Genomic DNA, 4,165 nt, shown 5'->3' on the forward strand with positions numbered 1-4,165 from the left:
ATGCCCGGGTTCGGACTGGACGGGCCGTGGCGGGACAACCCGGCGTTCGCCTATGTCATCGAAGCCGCGTCCGGGGTGAGTTGGCTCACGGGTTACCCGGACCGCAATCCCTACGAGCCTTACTCGATCGGTGATCCGAACGCCGGCATCCACGCCGTCAACGCGCTGCTGCTCGCGCTGGAGTTCCGCCGCACCACCGGTAAAGGTGTGATGATCGAAGCCGCGATGATCGACGCCGCGCTCAACGTTGCCGCCGAACAGGTCATCGAATACTCCGCGTACGGGGCGCTGCTGCAACGCGACGGGAATCGCGGACCGACCGCCGCGCCGCAAAACCTTTACCGCACAAATGAAGTCGACGAATTCGGACGTCTCGACAGTTGGGTCGCCATCGCCGTCGTCGACGACGACCAGTGGGCCGGGCTCTGCGATGCGCTCGGCCGACCCGCCTGGGCGCTCGATTCGAAAGTGTCGACGGTCAAAGGCCGGCACGAATACCACGACCTGATTGACCATCACCTGAGCGCGTGGTGCGAAACGCGCGACGGCAACGACATCGTGCGCTGCCTGTGGGATGCCGGTGTTCCGGTTGCCAAGGTGATGCAGCCGCACCGCCAGACCGAGATCCCGCAGCTGCAGTTCCGCGGCTTCTTCGAGGACGTCGGCCACCCGGTCAACGCGCCGACCCCGCACAGCACGCTGCCGGTGCGGTTTTCGGCGGGCCCCGAGCGGTTTCATCTGCATGCGGCGCCGCTGCTGGGTCAGCACAACCACGAGCTGCTGACCGAAATCGGGCTCAGCGAGGCCGAGATCGCCGAACTGGAAGCCGACGGCGTGATCGGCTACGCGCCCGGCGCCGCGCGGAAGACTGCCGGCCGGTGAGTTCAGCTCCCGTTCAGTGGCTCCAGCCGTCGGCGACCTGTTCGTCGAACGTCTGGTCAATGCGGTCGAACCGGCGGCGGATCGACCGGCGGGCCGCCGAATGCGGCAGCACGTAGAGGCGGTTGGCCGCAATCGCATCGACGGTGAGGCGGCCGACTTCGTCGACGTCCAACGTGTCCGGCTGTGCCGGGACGCTGGCGGACGCCAGCCCGTAGTCGGCGCCCATGATTCGCTCCGAGTTGGAGACCAGCTTGGTCTCGACGACCATCGGGCACAGCACAGATACCCCGATACCGTCGCCTTTGACCTCACGCGCCAGGTTCTCGGCCAGGCCGACCACGCCGTACTTCGCGACGCTGTAAGCGCCCAGACCGATGTTGGGCATCAAGCCGGCGAACGACGCGGTGAACGCGACGTGGCCGCCGGTGCCCTGCTCCAGCAGTCGCGGCAGAAACGCCTCGACGGTGTGGATCGAGCCCCACAGGTCGACGTCGATCACCCACCGCCAGTCCTCGTGAGTCATCCGCGCAATCGGGCCCGCGACCACGATGCCGGCGTTGCTGAACACCACATCGACCTGACCGAGCAGACGGAACGTCTCCCCGGCCAGCTGCGTCATCTCATCGAACGACCGGACATCGCACATCACCGCGTGCGCTTCGAATCCCTGACCCTGTAGATGCGTCACGGCCTGCTCCAGCGAAGGCTGGTCGACGTCTGCAAGTACGAGACGTGCCCCGCGCCTTGCCAACTCCGTTGCGGTCGCTAAACCGATTCCGCTCGCGCCGCCGGTAATGACGGCGCCTTTGCCCTCAAATCCACTCATGGCGCGACGGTAGCCGATGATCGCGACACAGCGAAACCGACGTTAATGCTGACCGCCTTGGCGTGTCGTCGCGCCATCGTCGATTTCGGTGGTCCGCCCCGCTATTTCAGGCAGCTGCCGCCGTCGATGGGGAGCGTGACGCCGGTGACGAAACGCGACTCGTCGGAGGCCAGGAACAGCACCGCATTGGCGACGTCCTCCGGCTCGACCCAGCCGATCGGCAGGGTGTGCATCAGCTGACCGACGACCTTCATGTCCTCGGGACCCGGGTTCTCCAGATCGGGGCGGAACAGCTTCATCGTGCCCTCGTTCATGAACAGCGGGGTGTTGACGTTGGTGGGATGCACGGAGTTGACGCGAATGTTCTGCGCACCGAGTTCGACGGCGAAGGTGCGCATCAAGCCGACCACGCCGTGTTTGGCGGCGACATAGTGGCCGGTGTGCGGGTAGGCCTTCAAGCCCCCGACCGAGCTGGTCAGGATGATCGAGCCACCGTTGCCGCCCGCGAGGATATGTGGCACACCGGCTTTCACGGTCTTCCACACGCCGCCGAGGTTGATGTCGATCATGGCGGTCCAGTCGGTTTCGCTGGTCTTGTCCAGCGTCTGGCCGCCGTTGCCGATGCCCGCGTTGGCGACGATGATGTCGAGCCGGCCGAGCTGCTCGACGCCGGTGTCGACCGCGGCCTTGAGGGCGTCGTAGTCACGCACGTCGACTTCGGCGGTGTAGATCCGGCGGTTGTGCCCCTTGACCAGGTCGGCGGTCTCGGCCAGATCCTCCGGTGTGGATGCGGCGATCAGATCCACCGTATCGATCTTCTTGCAGATGTCGACCGCGATGATGTCGGCGCCCTCTTGGGCCAACCGCACCGCATGCGCACGGCCCTGACCGCGTGCCGCGCCGGTGATGAACGCAACCTTGCCTTCGACTCGACCCGCCATCGTTACCTCGTTTCCTTACTTGTTCCTGAACTCAAATCTGCTGTGGTTCAACCGATGATCGCGGGCAGCGTGTCCCAGCCACGCACGGTGGACGTCGAAGACAAGGCGGCACGACTGAGGTCGACCTGCCATTCGGGGAAGCGCTTGAGGATCTCCTCGAGCGCGATCCGCCCCTCCAGCCGCGCCAGTGCCGAGCCCAGGCAGTAGTGGGTGCCGACGCTGAAGGACAGGTGCTGACGAACCTGCCGATGGATGTCGAAAACATCACCGTCGGGCGGGAATTGACGGTGATCGCGGTTGGCGGCGCCGATCAACATCATCATCACGCTGCCCTCGGGCACCGTTTGCCCGTAGTAGGTGACGTCGCGAGTCACGTAGCGGGCCACGTGCGGAGCCGGCGGCTCGAAGCGCAGCAACTCTTCGACGGCCGCGGGGATCAGAGCCGGGTTCTCGGCCAGTTCCCGTCGCTGGTCGGGGTGTTCGGCCAAAACCTTTCCGGCCCAACCGATCAGTCGGGTGGTGGTCTCGTTGCCCGCCCCGGAGACCACGCTGACGTAGGTGAGCAGTTCCTCACGCGTCAGCCGCCGCGTGACACCCTTCTCGTCGACGAACTCGACATTCAGCAGGTCGGTCATGATGTCGTCGGAGGGATGCTCGGCGCGCCAGTCGATGAACTCGGCAAAGAACTCGCCGGTGTTCATTCCGGCGGCCGCATCCATGGGCTTGCCGGCTTCGGTGCGCATCTGGTGGTTGGTCATGTCACGCGCGGCTTCCTGGTACTCCTCGGGTACGCCGAGCAGCATGCCGATCACCCGCATCGGCATCTGAGCGCCGAGGTCGCCGACGAAGTCGAAGCTATCGGTCAGCGGATCCAAACTCTGCGAGCAGAATTCGCGGATCTTGGGTTCGAGGTCGTTGATCTTGCGCGGGGTGAACATCCGGGCCAGCAGTTTGCGGTGTACGTCGTGTAGCGGCGGGTCCTCGAAGATGAGTACGCCGGGCGGGATGTCGATGTTGGCCTTGATCAGCTCGATGATGGCGCCGCGGGCCGAACTGAAGGTCTCATGGTCGACCAGCGCCCGGTCGACGTCGGCGAACCGGCTCAGTGCGTAGAACTCGTGCTGCGGGTTGTAGTACAGCGGGGCTTCCTCGCGTATCGCTCGGAAGACCGGGTAGGGGTCGGCATTGATCTCCACGTCGTACGGGTCGTAGTTGACGCCGTTAGGTGCAGTCACTGTCACAGGGGTTCGCCTCTCGCCGTGCGCATACGTGATTGCGCTCAGATTCTGCGGCAACTCTGTCATCAGTCGACTGCGGGTGTCAACGCCAAATGCGTTTTAGCGAAACGCTAATATTCTCCAATGAGAATAGCCTTCTCAACGCGATAGTCGAAGTGCGCTATGTGAACAATTCCGCTTGATTGGCCGGCCGATTCGTCCTGCAGTGACCAGCGCAGCAGCGCCGTGTGTGGGTGCCACGCGGCGACTACGCGCCGCCTCGAACTCCCCGATGCCGC

4 protein-coding genes are annotated in these 4,165 nt (G+C 64.7%); 1 reads left to right on the forward strand and 3 read right to left on the reverse strand.

The window, feature by feature from the left end:
* The coding region (locus AC2VOG_RS19160; RefSeq protein WP_486941409.1) for a CaiB/BaiF CoA transferase family protein at positions 1–882 on the forward strand (882 nt) is incomplete at its 5' end.
* Between the two features lie 13 nt (positions 883–895).
* On the opposite strand, the gene AC2VOG_RS19165 is transcribed toward AC2VOG_RS19160, so the two are convergent.
* From AC2VOG_RS19165 to AC2VOG_RS19175, 3 genes are all read right to left on the reverse strand, one after another.
* Positions 896–1,708 carry an SDR family NAD(P)-dependent oxidoreductase gene (locus AC2VOG_RS19165; RefSeq protein WP_486941410.1) on the reverse strand — a complete coding sequence of 271 codons (813 nt, stop codon included), beginning with the start codon at positions 1,706–1,708 and terminating at the stop codon, positions 896–898.
* A 101-nt stretch (positions 1,709–1,809) separates the two neighbouring features.
* Positions 1,810–2,649: a mycofactocin-coupled SDR family oxidoreductase gene (locus AC2VOG_RS19170; RefSeq protein ID WP_486941411.1), complete on the reverse strand. Its 840-nt coding sequence runs from the start codon at positions 2,647–2,649 to the stop codon at positions 1,810–1,812.
* Between the two features lie 47 nt (positions 2,650–2,696).
* Positions 2,697–3,890 carry a cytochrome P450 gene (locus tag AC2VOG_RS19175; RefSeq protein ID WP_486941412.1) on the reverse strand — a complete coding sequence of 398 codons (1,194 nt, stop codon included), beginning with the start codon at positions 3,888–3,890 and terminating at the stop codon, positions 2,697–2,699.
* Positions 3,891–4,165: the final 275 nt, after the last annotated feature.

The sequence above is a fragment of the Mycobacterium sp. TH-M11 genome (genome assembly GCF_057473725.1).

Excerpts from the sequence above, each read along its gene's own strand:
- AC2VOG_RS19165 (WP_486941410.1), bottom strand. The coding sequence starts at position 1,708 with ATGAGTGGATTTGAGGGCAAAGGCGCCGTCATTACCGGCGGCGCGAGC.
- AC2VOG_RS19170 (WP_486941411.1), bottom strand. The coding sequence starts at position 2,649 with ATGGCGGGTCGAGTCGAAGGCAAGGTTGCGTTCATCACCGGCGCGGCA.